This is a genomic window from Vibrio sp. STUT-A11 (assembly GCF_026000435.1).
Taxonomy (GTDB): Bacteria; Pseudomonadota; Gammaproteobacteria; order Enterobacterales; family Vibrionaceae; genus Vibrio.
Window position 1 is genome coordinate 2,956,824 of sequence record NZ_AP026763.1, and the last position, 17,711, is coordinate 2,974,534.

13 protein-coding genes are annotated in these 17,711 nt (G+C 45.6%); 8 read left to right on the forward strand and 5 right to left on the reverse strand.

Annotated elements, in window-relative coordinates; translation table 11 throughout:
- Window positions 1-192 precede the first annotated feature (192 nt).
- Window positions 193-1,326, reverse strand: coding sequence for a flagellin (locus OO774_RS13775; protein ID WP_264903194.1), 1,134 nt, complete (start codon window positions 1,324-1,326; stop codon window positions 193-195).
- A gap of 319 nt (window positions 1,327-1,645) precedes the next feature.
- Between OO774_RS13775 and OO774_RS13780 the strand changes: the two genes are divergently transcribed.
- On the forward strand, window positions 1,646-2,449 hold the full coding sequence (locus tag OO774_RS13780) for a MetQ/NlpA family ABC transporter substrate-binding protein (RefSeq protein ID WP_264903195.1): 804 nt from the start codon (window positions 1,646-1,648) through the stop codon (window positions 2,447-2,449).
- Window positions 2,450-2,566: 117 nt separating this feature from the next.
- Here the strand turns inward: OO774_RS13780 and OO774_RS13785 are convergent, their stop codons facing one another.
- Window positions 2,567-2,857, reverse strand: a complete 291-nt coding sequence (locus OO774_RS13785) for a D-fructose-6-phosphate amidotransferase (protein ID WP_264903196.1) — start codon at window positions 2,855-2,857, stop codon at window positions 2,567-2,569.
- A gap of 345 nt (window positions 2,858-3,202) precedes the next feature.
- On the reverse strand, window positions 3,203-4,561 hold the full coding sequence (locus OO774_RS13790) for an 8-oxoguanine deaminase (protein WP_264903197.1): 1,359 nt from the start codon (window positions 4,559-4,561) through the stop codon (window positions 3,203-3,205).
- A gap of 317 nt (window positions 4,562-4,878) precedes the next feature.
- Between OO774_RS13790 and OO774_RS13795 the strand changes: the two genes are divergently transcribed.
- The 7 genes from OO774_RS13795 (at window position 4,879) to OO774_RS13825 (ending at window position 14,497) form a co-directional block, all read left to right on the forward strand.
- Window positions 4,879-6,630, forward strand: a complete 1,752-nt coding sequence (locus tag OO774_RS13795; RefSeq protein ID WP_264903198.1) for a lysophospholipid acyltransferase family protein — start codon at window positions 4,879-4,881, stop codon at window positions 6,628-6,630.
- A 582-nt stretch (window positions 6,631-7,212) separates the two neighbouring features.
- Window positions 7,213-9,162 (forward strand): PTS mannitol transporter subunit IICBA, encoded by a 1,950-nt coding sequence (locus OO774_RS13800; protein ID WP_264903199.1) that lies wholly within the window; start codon window positions 7,213-7,215, stop codon window positions 9,160-9,162.
- Between the two features lie 111 nt (window positions 9,163-9,273).
- Window positions 9,274-10,422 (forward strand): mannitol-1-phosphate 5-dehydrogenase, encoded by a 1,149-nt coding sequence (locus tag OO774_RS13805; RefSeq protein WP_264903200.1) that lies wholly within the window; start codon window positions 9,274-9,276, stop codon window positions 10,420-10,422.
- 57 nt (window positions 10,423-10,479) lie between these two features.
- Window positions 10,480-11,010 (forward strand): MltR family transcriptional regulator, encoded by a 531-nt coding sequence (locus OO774_RS13810; RefSeq protein ID WP_264903201.1) that lies wholly within the window; start codon window positions 10,480-10,482, stop codon window positions 11,008-11,010.
- Window positions 11,011-11,315: 305 nt separating this feature from the next.
- Window positions 11,316-12,218: an N-acetylmuramic acid 6-phosphate etherase gene (gene murQ / locus OO774_RS13815; RefSeq protein ID WP_264903202.1), complete on the forward strand. Its 903-nt coding sequence runs from the start codon at window positions 11,316-11,318 to the stop codon at window positions 12,216-12,218.
- Window position 12,219: 1 nt separating this feature from the next.
- Window positions 12,220-13,596 (forward strand): PTS transporter subunit EIIC, encoded by a 1,377-nt coding sequence (locus tag OO774_RS13820; RefSeq protein WP_264903203.1) that lies wholly within the window; start codon window positions 12,220-12,222, stop codon window positions 13,594-13,596.
- Between the two features lie 55 nt (window positions 13,597-13,651).
- Window positions 13,652-14,497 (forward strand): MurR/RpiR family transcriptional regulator, encoded by an 846-nt coding sequence (locus OO774_RS13825; RefSeq protein ID WP_264903204.1) that lies wholly within the window; start codon window positions 13,652-13,654, stop codon window positions 14,495-14,497.
- Between the two features lie 170 nt (window positions 14,498-14,667).
- On the opposite strand, the gene glmS is transcribed toward OO774_RS13825, so the two are convergent.
- Together glmS and OO774_RS13835 are read right to left on the reverse strand one after the other, a co-directional pair.
- Window positions 14,668-16,500 (reverse strand): glutamine--fructose-6-phosphate transaminase (isomerizing), encoded by a 1,833-nt coding sequence (glmS, locus tag OO774_RS13830; RefSeq protein ID WP_264903205.1) that lies wholly within the window; start codon window positions 16,498-16,500, stop codon window positions 14,668-14,670.
- Between the two features lie 120 nt (window positions 16,501-16,620).
- Entirely contained in the window at window positions 16,621-17,382 is a 762-nt protein-coding gene (locus tag OO774_RS13835) for a DeoR family transcriptional regulator (protein ID WP_264903206.1), read from the reverse strand.
- Between the last annotated feature and the right edge of the window lie 329 nt (window positions 17,383-17,711).

A 17,711-nucleotide genomic window follows, 5' to 3' on the forward strand; every position in this document is an offset into this window, starting at 1 on the left:
GGTCGTAATTATTGCCAGCAAGTACCGCACCCGTCTTTTACCAATACCTGTTATTTAGTGAGCATAGAATCGCGCAGAAATGACTAAATTATTGCTTGGCATTGGTATTACTATAAATTTTCGTATCAATAAGTACCTCACGTGCAATACAAACACATGAGCAGTAATTGAGATACAGGCTGAAGTTACACACTATTCATTCAGCAGATTCAAAGCAGCATTCGGAATCAACCTAGCTTGAGCTAACATAGATGATGAAGATTGTTGAAGAATTTTAGCTCGCGTCATTTCGGTTGTTTCTTTTGCGTAATCGGTATCCGTACGGTTTCCTTTTGATTCACTGATATTCTCATGCATATTCGTTAGATTAGAGAGCATGCGATCAAACCGATTCTGCAAAGCCCCCATATCTGCTTGATGCCCATCCACATAATTCAATGCAGAATCAATGACAGAGACGGCTTCTTGGGCGCCTCCTATGCTTGTCACATCAATGTTCTCTACAATTGTCTTACGGCCGTTATCGAAGTTAAACTCTCTGGCCAGACATCCAGAAAAACAAATTTCCCCTTCTGCAACATCTGCCCCAACAAACATTTGTAGTTCACCGGTACCGGATACGGATGCTGTAACAAACTCTTGCTGTCCATTGATATAAGTTGCAAGTTCTTCAATATCATCTCCAATCTTGGCTTCGATATTGATACTTACATCGTTTCCGGCTCTATCGGTGAAATCCATACCGAGCTCGTGAGCATCACCTTCGACAGCCCAGCCTTCGTCTTTGGCTTCCTCTGCAATAAATATCGTTCCACCCATCAGTGAAGAGCTTGAACGCATATCCTTTAGTTCCAATAGTATCGTTTCATTATTGGAACCAACTTGAAGCGCTTTCTTGCCATAGCTACCATCTAACAGTCTAGTCCCAGCAAAGTTAGCTGAGCTAGCGATACTATGCAGTTCTTCCTTTAAGGCTTGGACATTTTTTTGAATTGCCTGCCTGTCAGCTATTGAGTTTGACCCGTTCGCCGCTTGCAATGAATGGTCTCTCATATCCTTTAGAATGCTAGATATTTCCCGTATAGACCCTTCAGCAGTCTGGACTATGGCTACTCCATCATTGACATTCTTAGCTGCAACATCCAGCCCTCGACTTTGTACATGTAGTCGATTCGCAATTTGTAACCCAGCAGCATCATCTTTAGCACTGTTTATCTTTTTTCCCGAAGAAAGTTTAAGTATTGATGAATTATAATCATCAGAAGCATCAGCAATGTGACGTCGTGTTGCTAACGCAGCGGTGTTGTTGTGTAGGCTCAATGTCACGCATAGCCCTCCTTTCCATTATTGCTGCTAAAAAATATGGAACTAAAGTCTCATTCTGTGTATCGACCAAAACCATCATCACTTTAGGGGCTATATGCATAAAAACTTGAATATTTTAACTTTAACCCATTCATACAACAAATGAACAAGCAGTTCCTTAAAGAAAAAAGGCAACTGTTAAAAAAGGAAGTGCGCTTTTAAGCGCTAAAGTCTCATTGGCGGGACACACTAGAAGAAGACCGAGCGATCAAATATTGACGACTTTTATAAATATGCTAGATTAGCCGTATAGACGTCCAAAAAAATAAATGGAGTTATTATGGAAAGTTTGCGCCAAATTAGACAGTTACCTATTGTTCTCATCGCAGCCCTAAGCTTAGCGGCCTGTGGGCAAAAAGATGAATCAGTCATCAAGGTAGGTGCAACGGTTGGTCCTCATGCACAAGTTGTCGAAGCCGTTGCCAAAGAAGCAGAAAAACAAGGGCTAAAGGTCGAAGTAGTCGAGTTTTCCGATTACGTCACACCAAACGCAGCGTTAAGCGATGGCAGTATCGACATCAACAGCTACCAGCACCAACCGTTTCTGGACAATTTTAACAACAGCCATGACGCTCACTTGGTCTCTATCGGCCAATCCATTCTGATGCGTATGGGGATTTACTCAAACAAGTTTCGCTCTCTTGAAGAGCTTCCTGAGAATGCTCGTATCGCTATTCCTAATGATCCAACCAACGGTGGGCGCGGTTTGCTTCTTCTTGCTGACGCGGGCTTGATTACGTTGAAACAAGACGTCGGCCATAAAGCGGCATTGACCGACATAACTGAAAATCCTAAACGTTTTCAGTTTGTTGAAGTCGATGCAGCTCAGCTGCCAAGAACGTTAGATGATGTGGATGCAGCAGCGATTACCATGAACTATGTGATGTCGTCTGGCCTTGACCCGAAAAAACAGGGTATTTATTTGGAGTCTAAACAGGCACCTCTGGCGGTTATGGTTATCGCAACGCGCGAAGCAGATAAAAATAAACAAGAGTACAAAAAGTTTGTTTCTATCTACCAGTCTCAGGAGATTCGTGACTACTTGGAAGAAACATTTAAAGGAACGATTGAACCTGCGTTCTAACCTGTAAAAGTGTACGTTAGAAGATTAAGCTGAATCTTTGAGTAAGGCTCGTGGAGATATTATCCATGAGCCTTTTTACTTTTAAGCTTCACCCTCTGACGAACTCGGTAAGCCAGGCTACACATTATTAGCGTTTCCACGACGCTCTGCTTCTAGCCTCGCAGCTAAGTACTTTTGAGTCGCTAATACTAAATCAGGACGATCAATTAACTTCCAGAGAAAGTATGGCGGGATGAAGAAAATAACAAAATATAGTGATTCATGGAAAAAGACATTAGCAATTGAATCTTGATGCTCAAAAAATGCTGTCAGGGCAAAAAGATCCAACAAGACCCCTACCACTCCAAAAACAACACAGACCACTATCGCTAACCCCAAGAGTTCACGTAAGAAATATTTATATATCATGGCACTAAATCCTTCTAGCAGTACGTCGTACCAAGATACTCCTCTAATTACTCCGTTAGCTTGATTACGGTCAATTTCTGCTAGATACCAATAAGAAGTTAGTTTTATAAAAGCTAACTTCTACTCAATATTACAGCTATAAGAAACTGTCCCAGTCATCCCTGTCGGCGATGAACATCCTGAAAACAAAGAACTAATGAACATATCAATTCATCCTTACGTCATTAGAAGTGAGAGGGAACACACAGAACAAGACATCGACCTGATTCTGTAGTTCTCACACATAGAATAGAGAAAGCCGCTTACTGGTTTGTAAGCGGCTTTTTATTTTTGCTCTGTCAGGCATTAACTGGCGGACAGCTCTGCCAGCCGCTTCGCAGCGCGGCTATGGCGAACCATCAAGTCCTGTAAATCCACCCCAATCACTTCACCATCATGCACACGCCATTGGCCAGCGACCATCACTCGGTCAGCCTGTTGTGCGCCACATAGCAGTAAAGCGGCCAGCGGATCATGACTCCCTGAGAAGCGAATATCATCCAGCTTAAACATAGCAATATCAGCCTGATAACCGATGTCTAGTTCTCCAATATCGTGTCGCCCCATCGCAAGAGCAGAGCCTTTTGTCGCCCAGCGCAGAGCATCAAAATGCGTTACTTTTGCTGATCCATACTGCAGGCGTTGCAGGTACATCGCCATGCGGACTTCGGCGATCATATTGGATCCATCGTTTGAGGCAGAGCCATCCACGCCAAGACCAACTTTCACACCGGCCTGTTCAAGCTCCAAGTTTTTACACATACCAGAGGCCAGCATCATATTGGATGTCGGGCAATGACTGACCCCAACGCCCGCTTTACCTAATCGTAGAATCTCTTCAGAGTTAAAATGAATACCATGAGCCAGCCAGGTCCGCTCGTTTAACCAGCCAACATCTTCCAGATAATCAACCGGACGTAATCCAAACTGCTTGATACAGAAGTTCTCTTCATCAATGGTTTCACACAAGTGGGTATGCACCATGACATTCTCATCTTGAGCGATTCGCGCAGTCTCTTTCATCAGATCCGTGGTCACCGAGAATGGGGAACATGGCGCAAGCGCAATTTGAATCATCGCGCCATCATGGTCTTGGTGATATTCATTGATCAGTCTTTTGCTGTCATCGACAATCGTTTGCTCTGTTTGGATAGTATGCCTTGGCGGTAAACCGCCCTGATCTTCCCCCAAACTCATTGAACCCCGAGTAAAAATAGTGCGTACGCCAAGGCTGTGTGCAGCTTCAACTTGCAGATCGATGGCATGTTCCAGACCATTGGGTAATAAGTAGTGATGATCCGAAGCGGTCGTGCACCCTGAACGCATAAGCTCAACTAAAGCCAATTCAGTGGCAACGCTCATCATTTCCTGGTCAAGGTTCGCCCACACCGGATAAAGGCTTTTCAACCAGTGAAACAGCTCTTTATTGAGAGCATCGGGATAAGCGCGAGTCAAAGTTTGATAAAAGTGGTGGTGGGCATTGATTAGCCCTGGAGTGATGACGTGCTGGCTGGCGTTGACTACCGAATCGATTTTGCTGTCAGGCGTGGCATTAAGTGCCACCAGCTCAATAATTTTGTTTCCGCGAATCACCAGACCTCCGCGAGCGTCCTGCTCATTGCCAGTGTAAATCGCGAGTGGATTCTTAATCCAGATTGTTTCCATTCATAAATATCCTTAGCCGTTTCAACCATTTCAGGGGAATCGGACTTGTACCCACATCTTCACAAGAGAAGATGTTGAGTGGTTTTATTTGATTAAAAATACCGATATGACGGCATGTAAAGAGCCCAAATAATGAGCCGTAACTACCATAACATAAGCCTATCTAAAGTGGACAAAAATTCTGCACCGCCTTCTTAATCTCAACTCGGCGTTCAATAAATCGTCACCCTTTTGTCACCAAAGACTCACTGTTTTGCCGCTGAACTGTCATCTGTAATTCCTACTATCCAGTTAGAAACTTGCACGCTGAGGTAAATATGGATAGCACTACCCCTTTTCGTCTCCCTCGTAAAACGCCATTTGGCATTGGTGAAAATGTCGCTGAGTGGGCTACTGGATTAAGCCAGCTCGATAAGTTCTATGCGCAAAGACCCGTTAATGCAGATATTCAAACCTTCTTACGCTTTACGCTGTCGATTTTAGGTATCGACTACCGAATTGCTCATGGTTCGCTCGACGCCGTTCCAAAACAAGGCCCTACCGTTATTGTTGCCAACCACCCTCTCGGCTGTGTCGAAGGCGTGATTCTGGCTGAATTACTGCTCATGGTTCGAGATGACATCCAAATCCTCGCGAATCAATACCTTAAAACTGTCCCGGAACTCGACCAGTTGTTTATTGGTGTGGATGTATTTGAAGGCAAAGATGCGGTCAAATCCAACATGAAAGCACTGCGCGCGGCGAACAGACACCTCGCTAATGGCGGATTACTGTTAGTTTTCCCGGCGGGTGAAGTATCCCAACTGGTTGATAAACAGCAGCAACGCATAGAAGACAAAGAGTGGAGTCGCAGTGTCAGTACGTTAATTCGTAAAAACAAAGCGACAACCGTCCCTGTATTTATTAACGGACAAAACTCGAAACGCTTTTACATGGCCGGAAAAATCCATCCTTTGCTAAGAACGTTAATGCTGGGTAGAGAGCTACTTAATAAGAATGCTCAGACCATTGAGTTATCGTTTGGACAGGCGATTAAATTTAAAGAACTGAATAACCTCAGTGACGATCAGGTGGTCAATTATTTGAGGCTCAATACCTACCTGCTTAACCGTGATCCCAGCACTCCTGGGCAAACCACATCGACGAATGATTTGCTGCCTATTGCGGCAGGGTTACCAATAAGCCAATTACTCGATGAGCTGTACAGCTTACCTGCAGAAGCCAAACTTCTTGAAAGTGGCGAGTTTGAAGTCTACTGCACATCCGCTTATCAGATCCCATCTCTACTGCATGAAATCGGTCGTCTACGTGAATACAACTTTCGTCAGGTGGGCGAAGGCACAGGACAAGCAATCGACATCGATCATTTTGATCATGATTACCTACACCTGTTTGTCTGGGATCGTGAAAATCAATGCATGGTAGGCGCTTATCGTCTGGGATTAGTGGATAAATTACTGGCCAAACATGGTGTTGAAGGGTTGTACTCTCGCACCCTGTTTAATTACGACCAACGCTTCCTCGATAAAATGGGTAAATCAATTGAGATGGGGCGTTCGGTAATTGCGGAACAATACCAAAAGAGCATGAGTGCCCTACTGCTGCTTTGGAAAGGCATTGCGACGTTCGTACACAGAAACCCAGAGTACACGCACCTGTTTGGTCCCGTCAGCATAAGTAACGATTACAGCCAGACCGCTCGGCAATTACTGGCTCAGTCCATGACACTGCATCACTACGACAATGCCTGTGCAGAGCACGTCACACCGTCCAATCCATTGCCCGAGAACAATCTGAGCTGGAACACCAGCATGCTCACCGCGTTAGGCGACTTGCAGCTGTTATCTCGCGTCATCGCTCGAATTGATGAAGGCAAAGGTGTCCCTGTGTTGTTGCGTCAGTACTTAAGCTTAAACGGCAAACTGGTCTGCTTTAATGTTGATCCTGCCTTTAACAACGCGCTAGACGGATTAATTATGGTGGACTTACGCGAAGTGCCAGAAAAGACGCTTGCAAGGTACATGGGGCTGGAAAATACACAAGCGTATTTAGCGCAACACCACGATTAATAACTTACCAGAAAAATAGTGCATTGCTGATACAAGCAGTGCACTATCCTTTTAATTTGTAAGAAATATAACCGAAATTTTCCGATATTTCTGACATCGCACTCATTTACCCAGTCAATCAGTCGCTATGTGCTGATATTGCGCAGCATATCTCGTTACAAAATTTCAAAAAAACCACAACCAGACGCGCATCACACTTTTATCAACAACCAAACAAAAACAAAGTGTGACATTGATCGATAGATATATTTAATTCGATCCCAGAAATAAATCATAAGTGATTTTGATCACATTATATTTTCAACTCAAATTTGTAATAAGATCGATTTGATCACTAAGATTTTTATTGACAGATTAAAAACCTGCATTTTGTTATTAAGTTACATATCAATAAATTGATCGCCATCACTTAAAAAATGCTTTTTATCTGAAGAAGTGCGGGTGTAGATCACGAAAAGCCCGTTGTCAGTTCTAATTGGAAATTGTGTGATAAATTGATTGGGTACTAAGCAATCAAACAAGCGGTTTTGGCGAACCGTTTACGACAACAATATTCATCAGAACATCGAACGGGGAATTGTTATGATATCACCAGATGCTAAGATCAAGATACAAAATTTTGGTCGCTTTCTGTCTAACATGGTAATGCCTAATATTGGCGCATTTATCGCGTGGGGCTTTATCACTGCACTATTCATCCCAACCGGATGGTTGCCAAATGAGACTTTGGCTGCCATGGTTGGTCCTATGATCACTTACTTGCTGCCACTACTTATCGGTTACACCGGTGGTAAATTAGTCGGCGGCGATCGCGGAGCGGTAGTCGGCGCAATCACCACTATGGGCGTGATTGTCGGTACAGACATCCCTATGTTCATGGGAGCGATGATCGTCGGTCCAATGGGCGGCTTGGCGATTAAAAAATTCGACAACTACATCGATGGCAAAGTGAAAAGTGGCTTTGAGATGTTGGTAAACAACTTCTCTGCAGGCATCATCGGTATGCTGTGTGCCATTCTTGCTTTCTTCCTGATCGGTCCTTTTGTAAAAGTACTTTCTGGTGCTTTGGCAGCAGGCGTCAACTTCCTTGTATCAGCGCACCTTCTACCTCTGACTTCTATTTTTGTTGAGCCAGCGAAGATTCTGTTCCTGAACAACGCAATTAACCATGGCATCTTCTCACCACTGGGCATTCAACAGGCGTCAGAAACAGGTCAGTCTATTTTCTTTCTGATTGAAGCAAACCCAGGTCCGGGTCTAGGTATTCTTCTGGCGTACATGGTGTTTGGTAAAGGTACTGCTCGTCAGACTGCAGGTGGTGCTTCTATCATCCACTTCTTTGGTGGTATCCATGAGATTTACTTCCCATACATTCTGATGAACCCACGCCTCATCCTAGCGGCTATCGCAGGTGGTATGACTGGTGTATTCGTTCTCACTATGTTCAACGCAGGTATCGTTTCTCCAGCGTCTCCAGGTTCTATCTTCGCGGTACTATTGATGACGCAAAAAGGCTCGATCGTTGGTGTACTTGCCTCTATCGCAGCGGCAGCGGGCGTATCGTTCACCGTAGCCTCTCTGTTAATGAAGACTCAAACATCGACAGAAGAAGACGGCGATAAAGCAGCGCTAGAAAAAGCAACTTCACAAATGAAAGACATGAAATCTGCATCAAAAAACAATGCAGCGGTAAACAGTGAAAGCAAAGGCGACGTAGACCTTGCGACAGTTCAAAGCATTATTGTCGCTTGTGATGCAGGCATGGGCTCAAGTGCAATGGGCTCGAGCATGCTACGTAAGAAAGTTCAGGACGCAGGTCTGAACATCCACGTTACTAACCTTGCTATTAACAATTTATCAGAGAGTGCAGATATCGTGATTACTCATAAAGATTTGACGGATCGTGCACGTAAGCATGCTCCTAACGCACACCACATTTCACTGACTAACTTCCTGGACAGCGAAATGTACAACCAACTCGTCACCAAACTGCTGGCGGCACAAACTTCATCTGCCAATGACGATCAGATGGTAAAAGTATCGGTTCTTGCAGCAAACGACGACAATTTTGAACAGCAACAACCATCTGTTTTCCAGATTCAACGTGAAAACATCCACTTAGGTTTAAGCGCGGCTAACAAAGAAGAAGCGATTCGCTTTGCGGGCAACAAGTTAGTTGAACTTGGCTACGCTGAACCAGAATACGTAGAGGCGATGTTTGATCGTGAAGCACTGGTTCCCACTTACCTTGGCGAATCTATCGCGGTGCCACACGGCACGATTGAAGCGAAAGATCGCGTGAAAAAGACTGGCATTGTTATCTGCCAATACCCATCGGGTATCCAATTTACTGAAGACGAAGACGATGTAGCGAAACTGGTTATCGGCATTGCCGCTAAAAATGATGAGCACATCCAAGTAATTACCACCATTACGAACGCGCTCGATGAGCCCGAAGCAATTGAGAAGCTAACCAGCACTATGGATGTAGAAGAGATCCTCAACATCCTTGGCCGCGAACAAGCCGCTTAATTACTTCACTATTTTGCTCCTGAGCAAACTGAGGTCAGCTGTCACCCCCTATGCGGTTGGCCTCCCCCCTGATTCGTTAGTCAATATTTTAGACATTGGTAGGTAACAGTTATGAAAAATGCAGTTCATTTTGGCGCAGGTAACATTGGTCGTGGTTTCATCGGTAAACTTTTAGCAGACGCAGACGTCGAGGTCACTTTCGCTGACGTTGATGCCCCGTTGGTAGACCAGCTCAGTCATAAACAAGAATACAAAGTTAAAGTGGTGGGCACGGAGTGCCAAATCGACACAGTCACGCATGTCACTGCAGTTAACTCAGCAAGTGAAGACGTGATTGACCGCATCGTAAAAACCGATTTGGTGACAACCGCCGTGGGTCCAAACGTGCTGGACATTATTGCGAAAACCATTGCAACCGGCATCACCAAACGTTTCGAATCGGGCAATGAATCACCACTGAACATCATCGCCTGTGAAAACATGGTTCGCGGCACAACCCATTTAAAAGGCGAAGTGTACAAGCATCTTGATCAGTCACTGCACACAAAAGCAGACGAGCTCGTCGGCTTCGTCGATTCCGCTGTGGATCGTATCGTGCCACCAGCAGAAGCGGCCAATGATGATCCGCTGGAAGTCACGGTAGAAAGCTTTAGCGAGTGGATTGTTGACGAGCAGCAATTCAAAGGCGAAATCCCAGATATCTCAGGGATGGAAAAGACCGACAACCTGATGGCGTTTGTGGAACGTAAACTGTTCACCCTAAACACCGGTCACTGTATTACGGCTTACTTAGGCTGCTTAAAAGGTCATCGCACCATTCGCGAAGCGATTGAAGATCCTGAGATTCAGGCAGAAGTAAAACAAGCGATGCAAGAGAGTGGTGAAGTACTGATTCGTCGTTATAGCTTCGACCGCGACATGCACAATGCCTACATCGAGAAGATTCTGGGTCGCTTTGCCAATCCATACTTAGTTGATGAAGTTGACCGAGTTGGACGTCAGCCAATTCGCAAATTAGGTGCAAATGATAGATTAGTGAAGCCATTACTCGGTACAATTGAATATGGCACTGAAAATCAAACACTTTTAAAAGGGATTGCGGCGGCATTGAAGTACACTAACGACACCGACCCGCAAGCCGTCGAATTACAAACTTCATTAAAACAAGTCGGCGTGAAGAAAACGCTCGCAAAATACACTGGTCTTGCAGAGGACAGCGCTGAAGTGGCTAACATTGAGACACTCTACAACCAGCTGTAATTAACTCAGGGGGGGCAATGCTCCCCTTACAATAACGATTGAACAACTACTCAGTATATGGCAGATAACATCAACGAAACCGAGATCATTGAACGACTCAACAGCGCACCCTCGGTGCGGGGCTTCTTTATTGCCACAGTCGACGTCTTTAACGAGTCGATTGACGGCCTAATACAAAGAATCTTTCGTAAAGATAACTTCGCTGTTCAGTCCGTTGTCGGCCCGCTTTTACAAGACTCAGGCCCACTGGGTGATCTGTCTGTTCGTCTCAAGTTACTGTTTGGTTTAGGTGTGTTGCCTGACGATGTTTACCACGATATCGAAGACATCATTAAGCTCAAAAACCAACTCAACAGCGACGCATCCGACTACGAGTTCACTGACCCAAACATTCTCGACCCGATCAAAAAGCTTCATCTGGTAAAGAAAATGGGTATGGTGCAACTGGAAGTCAATGAACCAGACGACGACATCGATCTAGAGTTCTATCAGCTTCAACTTCAGCGCCAACAACAAATCATCAAATCAGGGCTTTCCCTCGCCATTGTCGAAATCTGCAATGAACTGGGCAAGGAAAGTCCTTTTTAATAGTTAAACGTTACTAACGCTATCTTTGTGCAGTACTGGCTACTGCTTTGAATTATTGCTACCTCTGCCCACCGATTCCTCGACCTAGTGTTTTGTTTAGAGAATGTCACCTCTCGACATTCTCACTCGTTAATACAACTGTTCACTCCCCGTCAAGTCTCCTATCAATAAGTAGTCGAACCACAACAAAAATAAATGAAACATCGTTTTACATATGTGACTCCAATCTATAATCCGTACTATTTAAATTGTCGATATTCGACATTTAATTATTATCTATACGTCGATTGTCAACGGAGAGAGTTATGAGTGAGTTGTCGTCCACCATTAATAAAGAGCAAAACCCCGAGACAGAACTGCTGTCCGAATTGCCATTAATGGAAGTGCTGGAATTACTCAATGCGCACGATGCCAGTGTTGCGGTGTCGATTAATAAAGTGCTGCCAGATGTCGCGAAAGCGGTTGAACTGATTGCCTCGCAGATGAGACAAGGCGGCCGTTTATTCTATGTTGGTGCAGGAACCAGCGGCCGACTTGGTGTTTTGGATTCGGCGGAATGTCCCCCTACATTCGGTACCGATCCTGCTTTAGTGCAGTCGATTATCGCAGGTGGCGTTGACACTATGCTTGCTGCGGTGGAAGACATTGAAGACTGTACCGAGTCGGCCCCTGCCGAGCTTCAACAACGTCAACTGACTGCTCAAGATGTGGTTCTAGGGATCGCAGCAAGCGGTAGGACTCCCTTTGTTATCTCAGCAATGGATTACGCCAGACAAGTAGGAGCCAAAACGATAGCACTCAGTACCCGGGGACCAGGGCTTATTTCGCAACACGCCGATGTGTCTATTGCACCGGATGTCGGCGCAGAGGTACTGGCAGGCTCGACACGGATGAAAAGCGGCTCAGCACAAAAGATGTTACTGGGCATGCTGAGTACCTCGGTCATGCTTCAACTGGGTAAAGTTCACGGAAACCTGATGGTAGACGTCAAAGCGAATAACCAGAAGCTGCGCATTCGTGCCCAGCACATGGTGCAGCAAATTTGTGAAGTGGATGAGCTAACCGCTGCCAAGCTATTGGATGCGGTGAAATACAATGTTCGTGCTGCGGTATTGCTGCACACGTTGGACACTTCACCTTCTAAAGCGTTGGCTCTTGCGGCGCAACCCTTCCAACCTCTGAAACAGCAGTTACTGCAAGGAAAATAGCATGGCAAATAAGATAGAACATCTGGAACTCATTGCCGATCACATTGAACGGTATATTGGCGGCTTTGATAACGTCGCGACCCTGACCAACTGCATGACACGCGTACGTATCGTGCTTAAAGACCGCTCCCAATTTAATATGGATGCACTACGAGAGGTTGAGGGTATTAAAGGTGTCGTTGATGCCGGAGAACAATATCAAATCATCGTCGGCATGGGCACTGCGGCAAAAGTCGCTGGCGTTCTGAATAAACGAATGAAAGGCGCTGGTATTGAGGAAGGTTCGACGGAGGCTCCTGTCGCGCAACCATTTTCGATTCGTCGCGCTCTCAACACCTTAGCCGCGATCTTTGTACCGACGATTCCGGCTCTGATCGGTTGTGGTTTAATTCTGGGGATGGTGAACATCTTCAAACTCATCGCTCCGGAATTTGTCGCAGCCAACCCAGATATTTTCTCGCTATTCACTGTCGTTGGCAAAGCCGTATTCGCGGTGCTTTCTGTCATGATTGGTATGAATACCGCCAAAGAACTTCAGGCATCTCCTGCGATTGGTGCGGTGATGGCTGCAGTTTTGGCTGCACCGGGCCTCGCTAATATCGAGTTATTTGGTAACGCGTTAGTACCAGGCGGCGGCGGCATGTTTGCGGTGTTGTTGGTCTGCGTCTTTTCTTCTAAATTTGAGCTTTGGTTCCGTAGCCACTGTAAAGAAAGTCTCGACCTTATCTTTACTCCAACCGTGACGATTTTGGTGTCGTCGGCAGTGGCTTTGTTCATCTTGCAACCTATCGCCCACTCGGTAAACGTGTGGCTAGGTAATTTGGTTTCGGTTGCACTGCTTAATGAATCCGCAGGTTCCGTCGCCGTTGGCGGTGTCCTGGGTGGTGGCTTCCTGTTTCTACTATTAACGGGCTTACACCAAGGTCTTATCCCTATTCATGCGCAAATTCTTGAGACTTTTGGTCTTAACTACCTGTTCCCGATTTTAGCGATGGGTGGCATGGGGCAAGTCGGCGCAGCGGCGTACGTCTACCTTAAGTCGAAGAATGAACGCCTGAAGAAGACCATCACTGGTGCTCTGCCTGTTGGTATTCTGGGTGTTGGCGAACCACTGTTGTTTGGTGTATCGCTACCGTTAGGTAAAACCTTTATTGCAGGCTGTCTTGGCGGTTTTGCTGGCGGTGCAATGATGGCGGCTTTCAAGATTGGCATCATCATTCCATTTGGTACTGCAGGGCTTTCTCTGATTCCACTGGTTGGCGAAGGGCAGATTCCATCCTTCCTGCTTGCGGTAGTGTGTGCATGGATTGTCGGCTTTATCGCGTCGATGCTATTAGGATTTACCGATCCAGTCGAAAAGCCAGCGAAAAGTCGCTAATATCATCCCGTCGTATAATTCACTGCGACGGGACGATTTCACTGCAGAGGCACCAATGGAAAGCATAATTAATAAAGTCAAAGCACTCGCTCATTCCACCAACCTGAACGAGAAAAAGATTTCGCACTTTATTATTGAGCAGCAGTTTGACCTCTCTAAGTTTAGCGCCACCAAAATCGGCGCTAAACTGGGTATTAGCGATTCTTCGGTGATTCGTTATGCCAAGAGTATCGGCTGTAGCGGCTTTCCCGATTTAAAACTTAAGCTGGCGGCACTCGCACCACAGACGCAAAAACTGCCTACTCAGTCAGTGTATGCGGAAATCGAAAGCAGCGACTCGACCCAGGCCATCATCGAGAAATCAAAAAACTTATTTACCAGTAAGATCGAGCAATCTTTAAGCCTGATTGATACCGACACTATTGAACGTAGTGCTGAGGTATTGCTGAAAGCAAATAAGATTCTGCTTTCCGGCATTGGCGCTTCCGCGTTGGTCGCCGCCGATATCAATCACAAGCTAATTCGCTCTGGCTTTAACGTGCAGTTCAATCTGGATTACCACATGCAAATCGTCCAGGCTTCGCTGCTTAAAAAAGGTGATGTTTTACTGGTGGTATCGGCGCGAGGCAATACACAAGAAGTGTTGGCGACGATTGAAAAAGCACGCGCCAACGGTGCCAAAGTGATTGCCCTGACTCGTTACGGCAAAGGTAAAGTGGCCCAGCTATCGGATTTCGTCATTCCTTACAGTTACACCGAAGAGCACAACCAATTAGGTATGGTCACGCCACAACTGCTGCAGATGATTGCTTTCGATATCCTGTTTTTCAAACTTAACACGCTAACCGACTCTGTCTGCATGAACACGGCGTTAGATTCACTTCGTCAAATTCAGCGCTAACGCAGTCCATCAAACAATGTGAACCCGCAGCCTTGGGTTTACCACCGTGGTTATATTCGCGGCACTGTGAAGATGCTTTCCCTCTTTTGTCTGCGAGCATAAAAGAAAAAACCACCTATCACGCGCGGCGTAAATAGGTGGTTTTGTAATTCACTTGGTAGTGGGTAGTGTTATTCCACTGTTACCGCTTTCGCCAGGTTACGAGGTTGGTCAACGTCAGTCCCTTTGATCAAAGCAATGTAGTAAGACAGCAATTGCATTGGAATGGTGTAGTAAATCGCTGCAGTGATTTCGCTTACGTGTGGCATGGTGATGATCTTCATCGTCTCATCACCTTCAAAACCTGCATCAGCGTCAGCAAATACGTACAGTAGACCACCACGCGCGCGAACTTCTTCAACGTTTGATTTCAGCTTCTCAAGTAGGTCATTACTTGGCGCAACCACAACCACTGGCATGTCAGCATCGATAAGCGCTAATGGACCGTGTTTTAGCTCACCTGCTGCGTACGCTTCAGCGTGAATGTACGAGATCTCTTTTAGTTTCAGAGAGGCTTCCATCGCGATTGGGTAGAACTCACCACGGCCAAGGAACAGTGTGTGGTGTTTATCAGCAAAATCTGTTGCCAATGCTTCGATATCTTTCTCGAAAGACAACGCCTGATTGATTTGCTCTGGGAGCGCGTGCAGTGCTTCTACGATTTCTTTTTCTTTCTCTTTGCTGATGCGGTTCTGTTGCTTACCAAGCGCAGTAACCAGCATTAGCAGTGCAGATAGCTGAGTCGTGAATGCTTTGGTAGAAGCCACACCGATTTCAACACCTGCGCGAGTCATAAAGGCAAAATCAGATTCACGAACCAATGAAGAGCCCGCCACGTTACAGATAGTCATTGCCGCCATGTAGCCTTTCTCTTTTGCAAGACGAAGCGCCGCTAGTGTATCGGCCGTTTCGCCTGACTGCGATAGCGTAATTAGAAGGCTGTTTGGACGCGTCACAAACTTGCGGTAACGGAACTCAGAAGCGATTTCTACGTCACAGCTCACGCCAGCAATATCTTCAAACCAGTAACGAGCCGTCATACCAGCGTTGTAAGAGGTACCGCACGCCACAATCTGAACGTGCTCTACACGGCTTAAGATATCTGAAGCATTCACACCAATCGCGTCAGTGACAACAGAATCTGCAGTAATGCGGCCTTCCATGGTATTGATTAGTGCTTTTGGCTGTTCATAAATTTCTTTTTGCATGAAGTGACGGTACTGGCCTTTATCACCCGCATCGTGTTCAGCGTTAGATTCTGTGATTTCGCGTTCTACACGCTCACCAGTTTCGTCGTAAACGGTCACTTCACGGCGAGTAATTTCTGCTACATCACCTTCTTCCAAATACATGAAACGGCGAGTCACGCTCAGCAATGCCAACTGGTCTGAAGCCAGGAAGTTTTCACCTACACCAAAGCCGATAACAATCGGGCTACCGGAACGTGCAACAACAATGCGAGAAGGATCTTTACGATCTAAAGCAACCGTACCGTAAGCACCTTCCAATTGCTTCGCGGTTTTTTGAACCGCTTCAAGAAGTGTTTCTGACGTGCGAAGTTCCCACTCAACAAGGTGTGCGATAACTTCAGTGTCAGTTTGAGACTCAAATACGTAACCGCGTTCACGTAACGTTTCACGCAGTTCTTCATAGTTTTCGATAATGCCGTTATGCACAACAGCAATATCACCTGACATGTGTGGGTGCGCGTTTGCTTCTGAAGGTTCCCCGTGTGTTGCCCAGCGAGTGTGCGCGATACCCGTGCCGCCAATCACTTTTTCTTGATCAACCGCATCAGCCAGCTCTTGTACTTTGCCAAGACGACGAACGCGGGTCAGGTTATTTTCTGCATCGACGATTGCTACGCCTGCAGAATCATAACCACGGTATTCCAAGCGGCGTAGACCTTCGACCAAAATTTCTGCAACATCTCGTTGTGCCACTGCACCTACGATTCCACACATGTGTTTCTCTCCGATTATAGTTTTGTTCTTCCCTAGCCATGATTTCATATAGAGGCAGCAAGCAAAGGCCTGTACATGAGGGAAGTGAATTTAAAAAATGTTAGTTTGAATATGAGTTTGTCAGGCGCAAATGACTTTCACACCTTGCTGTTCAATCTGGAATTTGTGTTCAGCTTTTATATCCGCGTCGGTTACCAGCACATCAATCTGTTGCCAGGCGAGCTCGAGATTCGGAATACGGCGGCCGATTTTTTCAGACTCAATCATTACGATGACTTCGCGGGAGACTTCCGCCATTACATTACTTAAGCCAACCAGCTCATTAAATGTGGTGGTTCCGCGCTCTAGGTCGATCCCATCAGCACCAATAAATAGCTGGTCAAAGTCATAAGCTCTTAAAACAGATTCAGCGACTTTGCCTTGAAAGGATTCAGAGTGCGTGTCCCAGGTTCCCCCAGTCATCAGCAAAGTAGGCTCACTCTCCAGCTCATTGAGCGCATTCGCCACATGTAATGAATTAGTCATTACAACTAAGCCACGCTTGTCGTTTAACTGCTGTATTAATGCTGCGGTCGTACTGCCACTGTCGATAACAATGCGATTATGGTCTCGGATCAGTGATGCGGCCGCTTTGGCTAAATTTAACTTTCGAGTCGAAACATTTGGACTCAATTCTTCATGGATAACTTCCGTTGGGATCGAGATCGCTCCACCATAACGACGCAAAAGCTGTCCATTTTTCTCCAAAGAAGCTAAGTCCTTTCTAATCGTGACTTCAGAGGTCTCAAACTGATGAGCCAATTCATCGACACTGACTTCGCCCAGTTCAGAAACCAGGTTAGAAATAGCGTGTCTTCTTAGTTGAGTGTTTCGTTTCGACATTTACGTTTTGATTTTAAGTTTCGTTTCGAAAGTTATTATAGTCAAATCGAAACTTTTAAGTCCATTTATTTCGATCCAAAAAATTAATATTTCTCGATAAAACCTTGTCCTAAGACAATTCTTAAACAGTGATATTGGATTCATTCGGTGGTAGAATTCGCCACCGAAAAGAAAAAAAATTACAGAAATGACGGCTATTTTTTTGCAACTTTCTGCATATAAAGTGGGATTAGTCACAAAAAGGTAACCAAAATCACCGATCTTTAAGTCATAAAATGACTAAACTTGGTGAAAGACTTTCAGAATCTGAAGTTCAATAATGTGGCGGA

Bases quoted from the DNA above. Each gene is read 5' to 3' on its own strand.
- OO774_RS13780 (WP_264903195.1), top strand. From the start codon at position 1,646: ATGGAAAGTTTGCGCCAAATTAGACAGTTACCTATTGTTCTCATCGCA.
- OO774_RS13835 (WP_264903206.1), bottom strand. From the start codon at position 17,382: ATGTCGAAACGAAACACTCAACTAAGAAGACACGCTATTTCTAACCTG.
- OO774_RS13790 (WP_264903197.1), bottom strand. From the start codon at position 4,561: ATGGAAACAATCTGGATTAAGAATCCACTCGCGATTTACACTGGCAAT.
- glmS (WP_264903205.1), bottom strand. From the start codon at position 16,500: ATGTGTGGAATCGTAGGTGCAGTGGCACAACGAGATGTTGCAGAAATT.
- OO774_RS13820 (WP_264903203.1), top strand. From the start codon at position 12,220: ATGGCAAATAAGATAGAACATCTGGAACTCATTGCCGATCACATTGAA.
- murQ (WP_264903202.1), top strand. From the start codon at position 11,316: ATGAGTGAGTTGTCGTCCACCATTAATAAAGAGCAAAACCCCGAGACA.
- OO774_RS13810 (WP_264903201.1), top strand. From the start codon at position 10,480: ATGGCAGATAACATCAACGAAACCGAGATCATTGAACGACTCAACAGC.
- OO774_RS13825 (WP_264903204.1), top strand. From the start codon at position 13,652: ATGGAAAGCATAATTAATAAAGTCAAAGCACTCGCTCATTCCACCAAC.
- OO774_RS13805 (WP_264903200.1), top strand. From the start codon at position 9,274: ATGAAAAATGCAGTTCATTTTGGCGCAGGTAACATTGGTCGTGGTTTC.
- OO774_RS13795 (WP_264903198.1), top strand. From the start codon at position 4,879: ATGGATAGCACTACCCCTTTTCGTCTCCCTCGTAAAACGCCATTTGGC.
- OO774_RS13785 (WP_264903196.1), bottom strand. From the start codon at position 2,857: ATGATATATAAATATTTCTTACGTGAACTCTTGGGGTTAGCGATAGTG.
- OO774_RS13800 (WP_264903199.1), top strand. From the start codon at position 7,213: ATGATATCACCAGATGCTAAGATCAAGATACAAAATTTTGGTCGCTTT.